The sequence below is a fragment of the Pseudomonas sp. FEN genome (assembly GCF_904067045.1).
Lineage (GTDB): Bacteria > Pseudomonadota > Gammaproteobacteria > Pseudomonadales > Pseudomonadaceae > Aquipseudomonas.
This window is the reverse complement of record NZ_CAJFDC010000001.1, coordinates 189,534-203,396: the sequence shown is the minus strand read 5'-3', so window position 1 is coordinate 203,396 and position 13,863 is coordinate 189,534. Positions and strand designations below refer to the sequence as shown.

The window sequence follows — 13,863 nt, the reverse complement described above, 5'->3', positions numbered from 1 at the left end:
CTTTAGTCAATGAGCATTCCGAACCTGTTTTTAACGCAGTATTTTTGAGCGCAGTAGTTTTCACGCTGTCCGTTGGATAATAAGAAACCACGGCGGTTTGCCCGTCGTGAGCCTTGCGCGCAAGACTCACCGCGGAACGTCCGCCGGACGCAGTCTTGCGTGGTTTTACCGGGCGACCGGCAAAGCCATGCAAGCAGCAGTCACAGGTGGTGCGGCACTGCAATCAGTGCAGCACCGAATGCGCAGTACCTAACGAAGACGGTAAAAAGCATGAATCTTCACGAGTATCAGGGTAAGCAGCTGTTCGCTGAATACGGCCTGCCAGTATCCCAGGGTTTCGCGGTAGACACCCCGGAAGCAGCAGCAGAAGCTTGCGACAAGATCGGTGGTACCGAATGGGTTGTAAAAGCCCAGGTCCACGCCGGTGGTCGCGGTAAAGCGGGCGGCGTCAAGCTGGTTCGCAGCAAAGAAGACGCCAAAGCCTTCGCCCAACAGTGGCTGGGCAAGCGTCTGGTGACCTATCAGACTGATGCCAATGGCCAGCCAGTCACCAAGATCCTGGTTGAATCGTGCACTGATATCGCTAAAGAGCTGTACCTGGGCGCTGTCGTTGACCGTTCGAGCCGTCGCATCGTGTTCATGGCTTCCACCGAAGGTGGCGTGGACATCGAGAAAATCGCACACGACACCCCTGAGAAAATTCTCAAGGCCACTATCGATCCACTGGTTGGCGCTCAGCCATTCCAGGGTCGCGAGTTGGCATTCCAGCTGGGTCTGGAAGGCAAGCAAGTCACTCAGTTCGCCAAGATCTTCGTCGGTCTGGCCAAGCTGTTCAAGGATCACGACCTGGCCCTGCTGGAAGTGAACCCGCTGGTGATCAAGGCCGACGGCGATCTGCATTGCCTCGATGCCAAGATCAACATCGATGCCAACGCCATGTACCGTCAGCCTAAGCTGAAAACCTTCCACGATCCGTCCCAGGACGATCCGCGCGAAGCGCACGCCGCCAAGTTCGAACTGAACTACGTGGCCCTGGAAGGCAATATCGGCTGCATGGTCAACGGTGCCGGCCTGGCCATGGGTACCATGGACATCGTCAACCTGCATGGCGGCAAGCCAGCCAACTTCCTCGACGTAGGTGGTGGTGCAACCAAGGAACGCGTTACCGAAGCGTTCAAGATCATCCTGTCCGACACCAACGTCGCCGCAGTATTGGTCAACATCTTCGGCGGCATTGTTCGCTGCGACATGATTGCCGAAGGCATCATCGGCGCGGTGAAAGAAGTCGGCGTGAAAATCCCGGTTGTTGTTCGCCTTGAAGGCAACAACGCTGAACTGGGCGCTAAAGTACTGGCAGAAAGCGGCTTGAACATCATCGCTGCTACCAGCCTGACCGACGCTGCTCAACAAGTTGTCAAAGCTGCGGAGGGCAAATAATGAGCGTCCTGATCAATAAAGACACCAAAGTTATCTGCCAGGGTATTACCGGTTCGCAAGGTAGTTTCCACACCCAGCAAGCCATCGAATACGGCACCAAGATGGTCGGTGGCGTGACTCCGGGCAAAGGCGGCACCGAGCACCTGGGCCTGCCCGTGTTCAACACCGTGAAAGACGCTGTGGCCGCCACTGGCGCCACCGCCAGCGTGATCTACGTTCCAGCTCCTTTCTGCAAGGACTCGATCCTGGAAGCAGCGTTCGGCGGCATCAAGCTGATCGTCTGCATCACCGAAGGCATTCCTACCCTGGACATGCTGGACGCCAAGGTCAAGTGCGACGAACTGGGCGTGATCCTGATCGGGCCTAACTGCCCAGGCGTGATCACTCCAGGCGAATGCAAGATCGGCATCATGCCAGGTCACATTCACTTGCCAGGCAAGGTCGGTATCGTTTCCCGTTCCGGCACCCTGACCTACGAAGCTGTGAAGCAGACCACTGACGCCGGTTTCGGTCAGTCGACTTGCGTCGGCATCGGCGGTGACCCGATCCCGGGTTCGAACTTCATCGACATCCTGAAACTGTTCCAGGAAGACCCGAAGACCGAAGCGATCGTCATGATCGGCGAGATCGGCGGTTCGGCTGAAGAAGAAGCGGCGGCCTACATCAAGGCTCACGTGACCAAGCCGGTTGTTTCCTACATTGCTGGTGTGACTGCCCCTGCGGGCAAGCGCATGGGCCATGCGGGCGCAATCATCTCCGGCGGCAAAGGCACTGCGGACGAGAAATTCGCTGCCCTGCAAGACGCTGGCGTGAAAACCGTGCGTTCCCTGGCAGACATCGGCAAGGCCCTGGCCGAGCTGACCGGTTGGACCGTCAAGTAAGCTTCGCGCTTAGCTGATGCTCCACCAGCAAAGGCCACCTTCGGGTGGCCTTTGTGCTTTCTGGGTATCAGGAAGTTTTATGCAATCTGGACTGACGCCGCAACGCCACGAAGGCGTCAGTCCAGGCAACAACGATTTCATATTGAAACACGACACGGAAATGTCGCTTATCGGACAATTTGCCCTCTAACAGTGCGTTTTCAGCCCAAATTCGTTAGTCTGGCAGCCATTTTGCGTTTGCTCCCCAAAAGGGCGCGGCGCGCTAAACGGGTCAACCCCATACGGGTCGACAGCATTTCCCTCACCCTACGGGAAATCCCTCTCTAAATTCCGATTCAGCAGTGTGGTATTTCCTTAAAATGAAAGTATTGAAAGGCCAGGACATCCTGGCGCTTGGCTTTATGACCTTCGCCTTGTTCGTCGGGGCCGGTAATATCATCTTTCCGCCGATCGTCGGTTTGCAGTCCGGCCCTCATGTCTGGATGGCGGCGCTGGGCTTCCTGATCACCGCGGTCGGCCTGCCGGTCATCACCGTGATCGCGCTGGCGAAGGTCGGCGGCGCCATGGATGCCCTGAGCAGTCCCATCGGCAAGGCCGCTGGCGGCTTGTTGGCCGCCGTCTGCTACCTGGCGGTCGGCCCACTGTTCGCCGCGCCGCGGACTGCCACGGTGTCCTTCGAAGTCGGCCTGGCGCCATTGACCGGTGACAGCCCGTTGGCGCTGCTGCTCTACAGTTCGGTGTACTTCCTGCTGGTGTTCATCATCTCCCTGTACCCCGGGCGCTTGCTGGATACCGTCGGTCGTTTTCTCGCACCGCTGAAGATCATTGCCTTGGCGACCCTGGGAATCGCGGCCTTTGTCCTGCCGGCCGGCCCTATCGGCACGGCTACCCCTGAGTACGTCGCGGCGCCGTTCTCCCAGGGCTTCATCAATGGCTACTTGACCATGGATACCCTGGGCGCCCTGGTGTTCGGCATCGTCATCGTCAATGCCATCCGTTCCCGTGGTGTCGATTCGCCACGGCTGATCACCCGCTACGCGATCATGGCCGGGTTGATTGCCGGGGTCGGCCTGGCACTGGTGTATATCAGCCTGTTCCGGTTGGGTTCGGGCAGTCACGAAGTGGCGGTCGGTGCCAGCAACGGCGCGGCGGTGCTGCACGGTTATGTGCAACATACCTTCGGCTCCCTGGGCAGTGGTTTCCTCGCGGTGTTGATCTCCCTGGCGTGCCTGGTGACAGCGGTGGGCGTGACCTGCGCCTGCGCCGAGTACTTCTGCCGCGTCCTGCCGCTGTCCTACAAGAGTCTGGTGATCATCCTGGCGGGGTTCTCGCTGCTGGTGTCGAACCTCGGGTTGACCAAGCTGATCGCGTTCTCGATCCCGGTCCTGACCGCTATCTACCCGCCATGCATCGCCTTGGTGGCCCTGAGCTTCTGCCAGTCGTTCTGGCATGCGCAGGGGCGTATCGTCGGGCCGGTGATGCTGGTGTCGTTGCTGTTCGGTATTATCGATGCCCTCAAGGGCGCCGGGCTGGCGGACTGGATGCCGGCGCAGTTATCGCACTTGCCATTGAGCGAGCAGGGCCTGGCGTGGCTGGTGCCATCGGTGGTGATGCTGGCGATTGTGGTGCTGATCGACCGCTTGCTCGGCAAGCGCAGCGAAGCTATGGCCTGAGGTGTTAGTCCGTTGAGGCTGGATTGTGGATAAATGAAAGTGCCCCGTGTCGGATCGCGACATGGGGCTTTTTTTGCCTTCATGTCACCCAGTCAATGTATTATTGCGATCATGTCAAATACCGATTTTTCCAGAAAAACCGCCAACCCGCCGGTGCGTGGACGCCCTCGCGAGTTCGATGTCGATGCTATTTGCGAGGTCGTTGCTCAGGTTTTTTGGGCGCGCGGATATCGTGGCACTTCGCTGGACGAAATCTGCAAGGCAACAGGATTGATGCGCGGTAGCCTGTACGGTGCCTTCGGCGACAAGCACGGCATGTTGCTGGCCGCGATCGAGCATTACAGTGACGGTTCGATTGCCCAGTTGGCGGCTCGACTCAATTCCAGCGAGCCTGCCGATCAATCGCTCAGGGCAGCGTTGATGCATTACACCCGTTCCGCTTCGGCGCTGGAGGGGCTGGACGGTTGTTTCATCGTCAACACCACGCTGGAAATGATGCCGGAAGACACTCAGTTGCATGGGCGAATCGAATCGTTCATGAAGCGGACCCTGACCTTGCTGACGGCAGCGGTCATTCGCGGTCAGTCCGAAGGGGTGTTCAACTCGAACCTGGATGAGCGGGCGGTAGGGGACTTCCTGTTGTGCATGATTCAAGGGCTGCGTGTATTCGGCAAAATGGTCCACGAAGAGTCTCGCCTGACGGCCATTGTCGATATGTCCATGACGACCATTGCCAAGCGCTGACCACCCTGGTTGGGATGGTCAGCGGTACAGCTCTTCAGTTTGTCGCCAGGTAGCGTTTGGATTGTGGCGCAAATATCACCAGGCTGATGGCCGCGAGTAACCAGGCAGCGATTCCACCGTATAACATCAAGATGCCGAAGGCATGGGTCAGGGCGTCGTGTAGAGCGGTCGATGATACGAGCGTGTTGAAGGCCGGGTTGATAAGTGTATTGCCTGAAGCAATGGATTCAGCCAGCGAACGTAATTGCACACTGTTGATCGTATCGGGCAACTGTTGCTTCAGTTGTGTGTACACGGCTTGTGCAAGAATAAGCCCCATCAACGCAATATTGATCGCCAGCGAAATCATCCGGGCACTCATGTCGATGCCCGAGGCCATGCCGGCGCGACTGCTGTCCACGGACCCGGTGGTGGTATTGGTGACCGGGGTATTGGTGATTCCCAGGCCGATACCGGCGATCAGGCAGCCTGGTAGCAGGGTCAGCCAACTGGCCTGTTCCAGGCTGCTACCATATTTCATCAGCATGAAGCCCAGGCCGATGGTAAAGAGCCCGCAAGGAATCACGATGCCGGGGCGGTAGCGCAGGGCGAGCCGTTCACCGACGGGAGGGAATACCAGAGTCGGCAAGGTATAGGCGAGCAAGGACAGGCCGGCGGTGATCGGGTCGTAGCCCAGCCCGCTCTGGAAGTAGATGGGCAGGTAAATCATGAATGGCCAAAAGCTGAAGTTCATGCCCATCGAACCCAGCAGTGCGCCGGAAAAATTCCGGATTCTGAATACCGAAAAGTCGAACATGGGATGGGCGTGTTTCTTTTCCGCATACAGGAACAATATGAAGCTGGCGGCAGTGGCGGCCAGGATGCAGAGAGCCCGCGAGCTGCCAAAGCCCAGGTCAGGTCCCTGGGTGATGTAGTAGGCCAAACCGAAAACCGCCAGGGACAGGGTCACTATACCCAGGGTGTCGAGTTTCCTGACTTGTGGGTCGCGTGACTCTTCGACACCGGCAAGCACCAGGAACAGGGTTACGGCGGCGATCAACACGTGAACCAGAAACACCCATTGCCAGCTGGAAATGGTCATGATCAGGCCGCCAATGATCGGGCCGAAGCCCAGACCCATGCCGAACACGACTCCCCAAGCCCCAAAGGCCTTGCTTCTCTCACGCCCTTCCTGGAACTGATGAGACAGGATGGCGACCTGTGCAATCAGCATCGCACCGCCCGCCAGGCCCTGAAGGAAGCGGCTGGCGATCAGTACCGAGACATCCTGTGCCATGCCGCAGATCAATGAAGTGATAGCAAAAGCCAGGATGCTGATAATGAACACACGGCGCCGGCCAAATCGATCGGCCAGCGTGCCGGTCGCCATCATGATGGTTGTGCAGGCAATGGTGTAGGCATTCATGATCCATTGCATTTGTTTGAAGTCGGCCCGCAGTACTGTTTCCAGTCCAGGCAGGATGACCGGAACACTGGATATCTCCAGGCCGAACATCAAAGAAGCCAAGCAGATGGCCGCTAATGCGATCCGATTTTTTGAACGGTTGGAATAGGGCACAGACAAGCTCCTTGCAATTGTCGAATCACGAAAATCGAGATTGATCCAGAGTGCGGATAAAAATTTGACGACAGCACGAAGCGACTCAGCGCTTCGCGCTTTTGATTGTGTGCGTTTCAGCCAAAGAATTCGGGAGAAGCTTTATTGCCTGGAGTGCCGCAGCGGCGAGTGTGCATCCCCATACTCCTGTGCTCAGCACTCGCGTTGGCTGGTGTCGACAAGTAATTTATTGAATGAATTCTTATTATTTTTTAATATTATTTGACTGATCATTCAATATGTCAAGGCGCGTTGGGAGAGACTGATCCGATAAACCTTGCTGTCGTGAGGATGATTGTCAGGGGCTGATCAGGAGGGGGAGGGTGTTACGCAGGTGGTTGAAGGGGGGGTAAAATCAATGCGCAAAGAAAAGCCCGCACAAGGCGGGCTTCCTTTGGGTTGCCAGGTGTTCTCCGGTGAGTTTCGAGACTCAAGAACCGGTGGCGGCTTTGGTGCCTTCTTCGGCAGTCGCTTTGTTGGAATCAGTCTGAGCTTTGGCAGCATCGACGTTTTCCTTGGCGGCGGCATTCACCTTATCCTGAGCCTCGGTCATGCTTTTCTGAGCTTGCTCGGCCTGCTGGTTGGCGCCTTGAGCTTTGTCCTCGGGTTTTTTATCGCAGGCGGCGAGACCGAGGGAAGCGGTCAACATCAAGGCAATAGCTAAAGTCTTACGCATGGGGGTGTTGCTCCTGTGTGAATATCACTGACTACTGGCCTTCAGAACACGCTCCCAAGGGTTAAGTTCCTTGATTTCAAAAGATATATAAGTACCGGATGAACGGAACTTTTTCCTGGTGTTTCGTTTTTTCGGACACTTTCCTCCGGATGAGAGCCATCAGTTCATGACCCAGAACCCCATTTTTGAGCGCGCCACACGCTTTCTCAGCGCCATCCGACATTGCCAGGTCCTCGGGCTGCGCCTGCACAGCGCCGATGCCGCGGGGTTGACCGTGATCCTGCCGTATAGCGCCGATATCGTGGGTGATCCGCAAACCGGGGTCATCCACGGCGGGGCGTTGACGACCTTGATGGACACCGCCTGTGGCATGGCGACCTTGTGCGTGCTTCCCGAGTTCGAGGTGTGTCCGACACTGGATCTGCGCATCGACTACATGCATCCGGCGACGCCCTTGCAGGATGTCTACGGTTTTGCCGAGTGCTATCGGGTGACCCGCGATATCATCTTTGCCCGTGGTTTTGCCTATCAGGATGACCCCGAGCAGCCCATCGCCCATGTGGTCGGTACTTTCATGCGCATGGGCAAGGGGATCAAGGGCGCCCACGGCTTCAGCGGCTCGATCAACGGCGGTGCGGCATGAGCGCCGACTTCAAGAAGATGCTGCAGCAGGCCCACCAGCAGGGCGACTATGGGCAGTTGTTGCAGCGTATCCCCTATGCCAAGTTGATCGGCATCCAGTGCTCGCGGCTGGGGGATGAATTGTTGTTCTGCCTGCCGGCGAACAAGGACAACATCGGTAACCCTTTGCTCCCGGCCATTCACGGCGGTGTGCTCGCCGGCTTCATGGAACTGGCCGCGGCCCTGCACCTGCTGGTGTTCACCGGCTCGCCGGGGGTGCCCAAGGTCATCGACTTCTCCCTCGATTACCTGCGCGCCGGGCAATATCGCGATACCTACGCCCGATGCCAGCTCTGTCGCCAGGGGCGGCGGGTGGCGAACGTGGCGATCACGGCCTGGCAGAGTACCGAGGCCGAGCCGATTGCCACTGCCCGGGCCCACTTCAAGATCGAGGAAACACTCCCGGGCTCTTGAAATCGCCGTCACCGCCCCCAACTTTGATGACAACCCGCCGCCAACCCTTTTGGGCGCGGCCACTGCCATCCAATTGGAGTTTGATGACCATGAGTGTGGAAACTCAAAAGGAAACCCTGGGCTTCCAGACCGAGGTGAAGCAACTGCTGCACCTCATGATCCATTCGCTGTATTCCAACAAGGAAATTTTCCTTCGCGAATTGATCTCCAACGCCTCCGACGCTGTCGACAAATTACGTTTCGAAGCCCTGTCCAAGCCCGAGTTGCTGGAAGGTGGCGCGGAACTGAAAATCCGCGTGAGCTTCGACAAGGACGCTAATACCGTCACCCTCGAAGACAACGGTATCGGCATGAGCCGCGACGATGTGGTCACCCACCTGGGGACCATCGCCAAGTCCGGCACCGCCGACTTCATGAAGAATCTTTCTGGCGACCAGAAGAAGGACTCGCACCTGATCGGTCAGTTCGGCGTGGGCTTCTACTCGGCCTTTATCGTCGCCGACCAGGTTGACGTGTTCAGCCGTCGCGCCGGCCTGGCCGCCAGCGAAGGCGTGCACTGGTCGTCCAAGGGCGAGGGCGAGTTCGAAGTCGCCACCGTCGACAAGGCCGACCGCGGTACCCGCATCGTCCTGCACCTGAAGTCCGGTGAGAACGAGTTCGCCGATGGCTGGCGTCTGCGCAACATCATCAAGAAGTACTCCGACCATATCGCCCTGCCGATCGAGCTGCCGAAAGAAGTGGCCGCTGTCGAAGGCGAGGACAAGCCCGCGCCGGAATGGGAAACCGTCAACCGCGCCAGTGCCCTGTGGACCCGTCCGCGCACCGAAGTGAAGGACGAGGAGTATCAGGAGTTCTACAAGCACATCGCCCATGACTTCGAGAACCCGCTGAGCTGGAGTCATAACAAGGTCGAAGGCAAGCTGGAATACAGCTCGTTGCTCTACGTGCCGGCCCGCGCGCCGTTCGACCTGTACCAGCGTGAAGCGCCGAAGGGCCTCAAGCTGTACGTGCAGCGTGTGTTCGTCATGGACCAGGCCGAGTCCTTCCTGCCGTTGTACCTGCGCTTCATCAAGGGTGTGGTCGACTCCAATGACCTGTCCCTGAACGTGTCGCGGGAAATCCTGCAGAAAGACCCGATCATCGACTCGATGAAGTCGGCGCTGACCAAACGTGTCCTCGACATGCTGGAAAAACTGGCGAAGAACGAGCCTGAGCAATACAAGGGCTTCTGGAAAAACTTCGGCCAGGTCATGAAGGAAGGCCCGGCGGAAGATTTCGCCAACAAGGAAAAAATCGCCGGTCTGCTGCGTTTCGCTTCCACCCTGGCTGAAGACGGCGAGCAAGTGGTGTCCCTGGCCGAGTACCTGGCCCGTGCCAAGGAAGGTCAGGACAAGATCTACTTCCTGACCGGCGAAACCTACGCCCAGGTCAAGAACAGCCCGCACCTGGAAGTCTTCCGCAAGAAAGGCATCGAAGTGCTGCTGCTGACCGATCGTATCGACGAGTGGCTGATGAGCTACCTCAACGAGTTCGACGGCAAGAGCTTTGTCGATGTGGCGCGTGGTGACCTGGACCTGGGCAACCTGGATTCGGAAGAAGACAAGAAGGCTGCCGAGGAAGTCGCCAAGACCAAGGAAGGCCTGGTGGAGCGGATCAAGACCGCCCTGGGCGATGCCGTCAGTGAAGTGCGGGTTTCCCACCGCCTGACCGACTCCCCGGCGATCCTGGCCATCGGTGAGCAGGACCTGGGCCTGCAGATGCGCCAGATCCTCGAAGCGAGTGGCCAGAAGGTGCCGGACTCCAAGCCGATCTTCGAATTCAACCCAGGGCACCCGCTGATCGAGAAGCTCGATGCCGAGCCGGACGAAGACCGCTTTGGCGATCTGTCGCACATCCTGCTCGACCAGGCGGCTCTGGCGGCTGGCGACAGCTTGAAGGATCCGGCGGCTTACGTGCGCCGTCTGAACAAGTTGCTGGTTGAGTTGTCGGTTTAAACTGGTTGTACGAAAACCCGCTTCGGCGGGTTTTTTTATCCTTGGATATTTTATCGGAGTCCGAAATGAGCCAAGTTACTGTGAGTTCGGTGGTTTATCAGATCGATGGCCTGACCTACGAGAGCCGCCTGGCCTTTGATGCTGGCCACAAGGGCGCGCGTCCGGGCCTGTTGATGGCGCCGAACTGGATGGGGGTCGGCACCGGCGCCGAGAAGATCGCCGAGGCGGTCGCCGCCAAGGGCTATGTGGTGTTGATCGCCGACCTCTACGGCCAGTCGGTTCGCCCGAGCAATAATGATGAAGCCGGCGCGGCAATGATGCCGTTGAAAAATGACCGCGCTCTGCTGCGCAAGCGCATGCAGGCGGCGCTCGACGCACTGCAAAGCCAGGAGCTGGCGGCGGTGGATGCGACGAAGCTGGCGACCTTCGGTTTCTGTTTCGGCGGTTGCTGCTCGCTGGAGCTGGCCCGTACCGGCGCGCCGTTGAAAGCCGCTGTGTCGTTCCACGGCACACTGGACACGCCGAATGTGGCGGATGCGAAGAACATCAAGGGCTCGGTGCTGGTGCTGCACGGCGCCTCCGACCCGCTGGTGGCGAAAGAGCAACTGCCGGCATTCGAAGACGAAATGAATGCGGCGGGCGTCGATTGGCAACTGTTGAGCTATGGCGGCGCGGTGCATTCGTTCACCGACCCGCATGCCAATGTGCCAGGCATGATGATGTATGACGCGAAGACGGCTGGCCGTGCGTTCGCGTCGATGCACAACCTGCTGGAAGAAGTGTTCAAGGGCTGAGCCTTCTGGCGGTCTTGAGGGCCTCTTCGCGGGCAAGCCCTGCTCCTACAGTTCTTCGTCGTTCACAGCATTTGTGCTCGTCACTCCCCTGTAGGAGCAGGGCTTGCCCGCGAAAGCGCCCTCAAGCACAGCGCAGGCCTCCCGGCTGATTCAGGATTTTCCCACTGCAGGCTTCTGCGGCAACTCGATCCGCTCGCTTTCTCCCGGCACCTTCGGCCAATCCCCAGCCGCCCAACGCTGGCGCGCACTGTCGATCAACGCCGGATCGCTGGCGACGAAGTTCCAGTTCATCCGCCGTGGCCCGTCCAGCGGCGCACCGCCAATCACCACCAGATGACTCTCGCCTTCGGCGAACAGTGTCGGGGTTGCTCCCGCCGACAGCACTACCAGGCTGCACGGTTCCAGCGCTTGGCCTTCCAACTGCACCTCACCCTCCAGCACATAGACCGCGCGCTCGGCATACTCATCCGGAATCAGCAGGGTTGTCCCGCTTTCCATCCGTATGTCGGCATACAGCGTCGGCGACAGTACCGGCACCGGTGATGTCAGGCAAAAACCGCTGCCAGCGACCAGGCGGATCTTCACTCCCAGATTGTCGCTGTACGGCAGGCTGGCGGCAGGGTGATGGCTGTAATGGCCGGGCCCCTGTTCCAGGGCCTTGGGCGCCGCCAGCCAGATCTGCAGGCCGTGCAGGCTGGAGCCACTGGCGACGAGTGCGGCCGGGGTGCGTTCGACATGGGCGATGGCGCTGCCGGCGGTCATCCAGCTGACATCGCCGGGCTTGACCTGCTGGTTGGAGCCAAGGCTGTCCTTGTGCACGATTTCGCCGTCGAACAGGTAGGTCAGGGTCGACAGGCCGATATGCGGGTGCTGGCGCACATTCATCCCGTGTCCCGGCGGATAGTGGGTTTCCAGCATATGGTCGAAAAACACGAAGGGGCCGACGCTGCGGCACTGGGCCGAGGGCAGGGGACGCAGGATCGGTTGACCTTCGACATCCTCGGCGCGAGGACGGATCACCAGTGGTGTGTTCATGGGGCTTCCTGGCTCAGCGGGCAATGCGCAAAGCATAACCCGCTTTTTCGCCATTGCCCTTACTGACTGAAGGCACCTTCGGCCAGCAGGGTTTCGATGCTGACTTCAGTGCTGGTCATCAGCTTGTGGACCGGGCAGCGGTCGGCGATTTTATGCAGCTCTTCGCGCTGGGCATCGCTCAGCACGCCCTTGAGGGTCAGCTTGACCTGCAAGCCGTACTTGCCTTTCTGTTCCTGGCTGTTGTCGCGCTTGACCTCGACGGTGACGCCGGTCAACGGAATGCCTTTCCTCTGTGCATAAAGCTTGAGGGTCAGGGCCTTGCAGGTTCCCAGGGCGGCGTCGAAGTAGTCGTGGGGCTCCGGGGCGGAGCCTTCGCCACCCAAGGCCTTGGGCATATCGGCGAACAACTGGTGATCGTCGATCTGCACACTGTGACGAAAACCTTCGCTGGATTCGGTGTTGACGGTAATGGTCATGACAAACCTCATGAAGAGTGACGGGAAAAGACCCAGAACTTTATAGAACACTACACCTGAGTGATGTTCAGCTTTTTTCGCGCTCGGCCCTGGCGGGAGCCGGTTACAATGCTCGCCACAAGTCTGCGCCTGGTTTCAATGTTTATGATTGCTCCTGCAGGAACGATCCACGCCAAACACACGCGCAAAAAAAAGCCCCGAACCAGTCGGGGCGTTTTTTCATATCAAGCCGGGCTTACTTGCCCTGCCAGCGCTTCAGGACCAGGGTGGCGTTGGTGCCACCGAAGCCGAAGCTGTTGCTCATCACATTGTTCAACTCGACGTTTTCGCGGGTCTTGGTCAGGACCGGCAGGTCAGCGACTTCCGGGTCCAGCTCTTCGATGTTGGCGGAACCGGCGATGAACTTGCCTTCCATCATCAGCAGGCAGTAGATCGCTTCATGAACGCCGGCAGCGCCCAGGGAGTGACCGGACAGGCTCTTGGTCGAACTGATGGCCGGGGCCTTGTCGCCGAAGACTTCACGCACACCTTTCATTTCCGCGACGTCGCCGACCGGGGTCGAGGTGCCGTGGGTATTCAGGTAGTCGATCGGGCCGTCAACGGTGGACATCGCCATGCGCATGCAACGCACGGCGCCTTCGCCGCTTGGCGCGACCATGTCGTAGCCATCGGAAGTGGCACCGTAGCCGACGATTTCGGCATAGATCTTCGCTCCGCGAGCCAGCGCGTGTTCCAGTTCCTCGACCACCACCATGCCGCCACCGCCGGCGATGACGAAACCATCACGGTTCTTGTCATAGGCACGCGAAGCCTTTTCCGGTGTGTCGTTGTACTGGGTGGACAGGGCGCCCATGGCGTCGAACAGGAACGACTGGCTCCAATGCTCTTCTTCACCGCCACCGGCGAAGACGATGTCCTGCTTGCCCATCTGGATCTGTTCCAGGGCGGTACCGATGCAGTGAGCACTGGTGGCGCAGGCGGAGGAGATCGAGTAGTTCAGGCCCTTGATCTTGAATGGCGTGGCCAGGCACGCGGAAACGGTGCTGCCCATGGTCCGGGTCACACGGTACGGACCAACGCGCTTCACGCCCTTTTCGCGGAGGATGTCCAGCGCTTCCATCTGGTTCAGGGTCGAGGCGCCGCCGGAGCCGGCCACCAGGCCGGTACGCGGGTTGGACACCTGCTCTTCGGTCAGGCCGGAGTCGGCGATGGCGTCCTTCATGGCCAGGTAGGCGTAAGCCGCCGCGTGGCCGACGAAGCGATAGATCTTGCGATCGATCAACTCTTCGAGATTGAGGTCAATGGAGCCGGAAACCTGGCTACGCAGACCCATTTCGGCATATTCCGGGTTGAAGCGGATGCCAGGGCGGCTTGCACGCAGGTTAGCGGAGACGGTCTCTTTGTCATTGCCCAGGCACGAAACGATGCCCAGACCAGTGATAACGACGCGGCGCATGCGGA

13 protein-coding genes are annotated in these 13,863 nt (G+C 59.0%); 8 read left to right on the top strand and 5 right to left on the bottom strand.

The features are described from left to right. Nucleotides 1–270: 270 nt before the first annotated feature. The 4 genes from sucC (at nt 271) to PFEN_RS00975 (ending at nt 4,735) form a co-directional block, all read left to right on the top strand. Nucleotides 271–1,437 (top strand): ADP-forming succinate--CoA ligase subunit beta, encoded by a 1,167-nt coding sequence (gene sucC / locus PFEN_RS00990; RefSeq protein ID WP_103498765.1) that lies wholly within the window; start codon nt 271–273, stop codon nt 1,435–1,437. Further along, nucleotides 1,437–2,318, top strand: coding sequence for a succinate--CoA ligase subunit alpha (sucD, locus tag PFEN_RS00985; protein WP_191485182.1), 882 nt, complete (start codon nt 1,437–1,439; stop codon nt 2,316–2,318). Before sucC ends, sucD begins: the two co-directional genes overlap by 1 nt. A gap of 359 nt (nt 2,319–2,677) precedes the next feature. Beyond that, complete coding sequence (brnQ, locus tag PFEN_RS00980; protein ID WP_191485181.1) at nt 2,678–3,991, top strand: branched-chain amino acid transport system II carrier protein; 1,314 nt, start codon at nt 2,678–2,680, stop codon at nt 3,989–3,991. 33 nt (nt 3,992–4,024) lie between these two features. Next, nucleotides 4,025–4,735 (top strand): TetR/AcrR family transcriptional regulator, encoded by a 711-nt coding sequence (locus tag PFEN_RS00975; protein WP_224770867.1) that lies wholly within the window; start codon nt 4,025–4,027, stop codon nt 4,733–4,735. Nucleotides 4,736–4,769: 34 nt separating this feature from the next. Here PFEN_RS00975 and PFEN_RS00970 read toward each other — a convergent pair whose 3' ends face one another. Then, on the bottom strand, nt 4,770–6,293 hold the full coding sequence (locus PFEN_RS00970) for an MFS transporter (protein ID WP_191485180.1): 1,524 nt from the start codon (nt 6,291–6,293) through the stop codon (nt 4,770–4,772). A gap of 469 nt (nt 6,294–6,762) precedes the next feature. Further along, entirely contained in the window at nt 6,763–7,008 is a 246-nt protein-coding gene (locus tag PFEN_RS00965; RefSeq protein WP_191485179.1) for a hypothetical protein, read from the bottom strand. Nucleotides 7,009–7,174: 166 nt separating this feature from the next. Here PFEN_RS00965 and PFEN_RS00960 point away from each other — a divergent pair, with 166 nt between their 5' ends. From PFEN_RS00960 to PFEN_RS00945, 4 genes are all read left to right on the top strand, one after another. After that, the gene (locus tag PFEN_RS00960; protein ID WP_191485178.1) at nt 7,175–7,651 is read left to right on the top strand and encodes a PaaI family thioesterase; all 477 of its coding nucleotides are present in this window, start codon (nt 7,175–7,177) and stop codon (nt 7,649–7,651) included. Next, a complete protein-coding gene (locus tag PFEN_RS00955; protein WP_191485177.1) occupies nt 7,648–8,103 on the top strand; it encodes a PaaI family thioesterase in 456 nt (151 codons plus the stop codon). The genes PFEN_RS00960 and PFEN_RS00955 overlap by 4 nt, the downstream gene beginning before the upstream one ends. Nucleotides 8,104–8,192: 89 nt before the next feature. Next, nucleotides 8,193–10,097 carry a molecular chaperone HtpG gene (gene htpG, locus PFEN_RS00950; RefSeq protein ID WP_191485176.1) on the top strand — a complete coding sequence of 635 codons (1,905 nt, stop codon included), beginning with the start codon at nt 8,193–8,195 and terminating at the stop codon, nt 10,095–10,097. Nucleotides 10,098–10,162: 65 nt separating this feature from the next. After that, nucleotides 10,163–10,891, top strand: a complete 729-nt coding sequence (locus tag PFEN_RS00945; RefSeq protein WP_191485175.1) for a dienelactone hydrolase family protein — start codon at nt 10,163–10,165, stop codon at nt 10,889–10,891. A gap of 150 nt (nt 10,892–11,041) precedes the next feature. On the opposite strand, the gene PFEN_RS00940 is transcribed toward PFEN_RS00945, so the two are convergent. The 3 genes from PFEN_RS00940 to fabB form a co-directional block, all read right to left on the bottom strand. Then, nucleotides 11,042–11,926: a pirin family protein gene (locus tag PFEN_RS00940; protein WP_191485174.1), complete on the bottom strand. Its 885-nt coding sequence runs from the start codon at nt 11,924–11,926 to the stop codon at nt 11,042–11,044. A gap of 59 nt (nt 11,927–11,985) precedes the next feature. After that, nucleotides 11,986–12,402 (bottom strand): OsmC family protein, encoded by a 417-nt coding sequence (locus tag PFEN_RS00935; protein WP_191485173.1) that lies wholly within the window; start codon nt 12,400–12,402, stop codon nt 11,986–11,988. Between the two features lie 235 nt (nt 12,403–12,637). Next, nucleotides 12,638–13,858, bottom strand: a complete 1,221-nt coding sequence (fabB, locus tag PFEN_RS00930) for a beta-ketoacyl-ACP synthase I (protein ID WP_191485172.1) — start codon at nt 13,856–13,858, stop codon at nt 12,638–12,640. Nucleotides 13,859–13,863 lie beyond the last annotated feature (5 nt).

What these genes read in the sequence shown, in the direction of transcription:
- sucC (WP_103498765.1), top strand. Translation starts at nt 271, where the DNA reads ATGAATCTTCACGAGTATCAGGGTAAGCAGCTGTTCGCTGAATACGGC.
- sucD (WP_191485182.1), top strand. Translation starts at nt 1,437, where the DNA reads ATGAGCGTCCTGATCAATAAAGACACCAAAGTTATCTGCCAGGGTATT.
- brnQ (WP_191485181.1), top strand. Translation starts at nt 2,678, where the DNA reads ATGAAAGTATTGAAAGGCCAGGACATCCTGGCGCTTGGCTTTATGACC.
- PFEN_RS00975 (WP_224770867.1), top strand. Translation starts at nt 4,025, where the DNA reads ATGAAAGTGCCCCGTGTCGGATCGCGACATGGGGCTTTTTTTGCCTTC.
- PFEN_RS00965 (WP_191485179.1), bottom strand. Translation starts at nt 7,008, where the DNA reads ATGCGTAAGACTTTAGCTATTGCCTTGATGTTGACCGCTTCCCTCGGT.
- PFEN_RS00960 (WP_191485178.1), top strand. Translation starts at nt 7,175, where the DNA reads ATGACCCAGAACCCCATTTTTGAGCGCGCCACACGCTTTCTCAGCGCC.
- PFEN_RS00955 (WP_191485177.1), top strand. Translation starts at nt 7,648, where the DNA reads ATGAGCGCCGACTTCAAGAAGATGCTGCAGCAGGCCCACCAGCAGGGC.
- htpG (WP_191485176.1), top strand. Translation starts at nt 8,193, where the DNA reads ATGAGTGTGGAAACTCAAAAGGAAACCCTGGGCTTCCAGACCGAGGTG.
- PFEN_RS00945 (WP_191485175.1), top strand. Translation starts at nt 10,163, where the DNA reads ATGAGCCAAGTTACTGTGAGTTCGGTGGTTTATCAGATCGATGGCCTG.
- PFEN_RS00940 (WP_191485174.1), bottom strand. Translation starts at nt 11,926, where the DNA reads ATGAACACACCACTGGTGATCCGTCCTCGCGCCGAGGATGTCGAAGGT.
- PFEN_RS00935 (WP_191485173.1), bottom strand. Translation starts at nt 12,402, where the DNA reads ATGACCATTACCGTCAACACCGAATCCAGCGAAGGTTTTCGTCACAGT.
- fabB (WP_191485172.1), bottom strand. Translation starts at nt 13,858, where the DNA reads ATGCGCCGCGTCGTTATCACTGGTCTGGGCATCGTTTCGTGCCTGGGC.